The organism is Halalkalibacter flavus (assembly GCF_036663575.1).
GTDB lineage: Bacteria > Bacillota > Bacilli > Bacillales > Bacillaceae_D > Halalkalibacter > Halalkalibacter flavus.
The window spans coordinates 1-319 of the sequence record NZ_JAWRVK010000159.1; the positions used below are offsets into that span (position 1 = coordinate 1).

Genomic DNA, 319 nt, shown 5'->3' on the forward strand with positions numbered 1-319 from the left:
CGGCGCAAAAGAGCTTAACGACCGTGTTCGGCATGGGAACGGGTGTGACCTCTTCGCTATCGCCACCAGACTATATAATAACTATATTTGCATCACTTCATCAGCGACATAAATCATTATCCCGATATAAAAAATTAAACGCAATAGATTTCAAATAAAATCACTGCGAATTAGCAGCGACAAATATTAATATATCACGTTCACTCAATACATACAACCCTTTTTTAGGGGAATCATTTGATAATTAATGGTGCGGGTGAAGGGAGTCGAACCCCCACGTCATAAGACACTAGATCCTAAGTCTAGCGCGTCTGCCAAT

Annotated in this window: 1 rRNA gene; it reads right to left on the minus strand. The window is 40.8% G+C overall.

Features of this window, described 5'->3' with window-relative positions:
• A 5S ribosomal RNA gene (rrf, locus tag SAY88_RS24840) occupies positions 1–70 on the minus strand; the annotation flags it as partial.
• Positions 71–319: the final 249 nt, after the last annotated feature.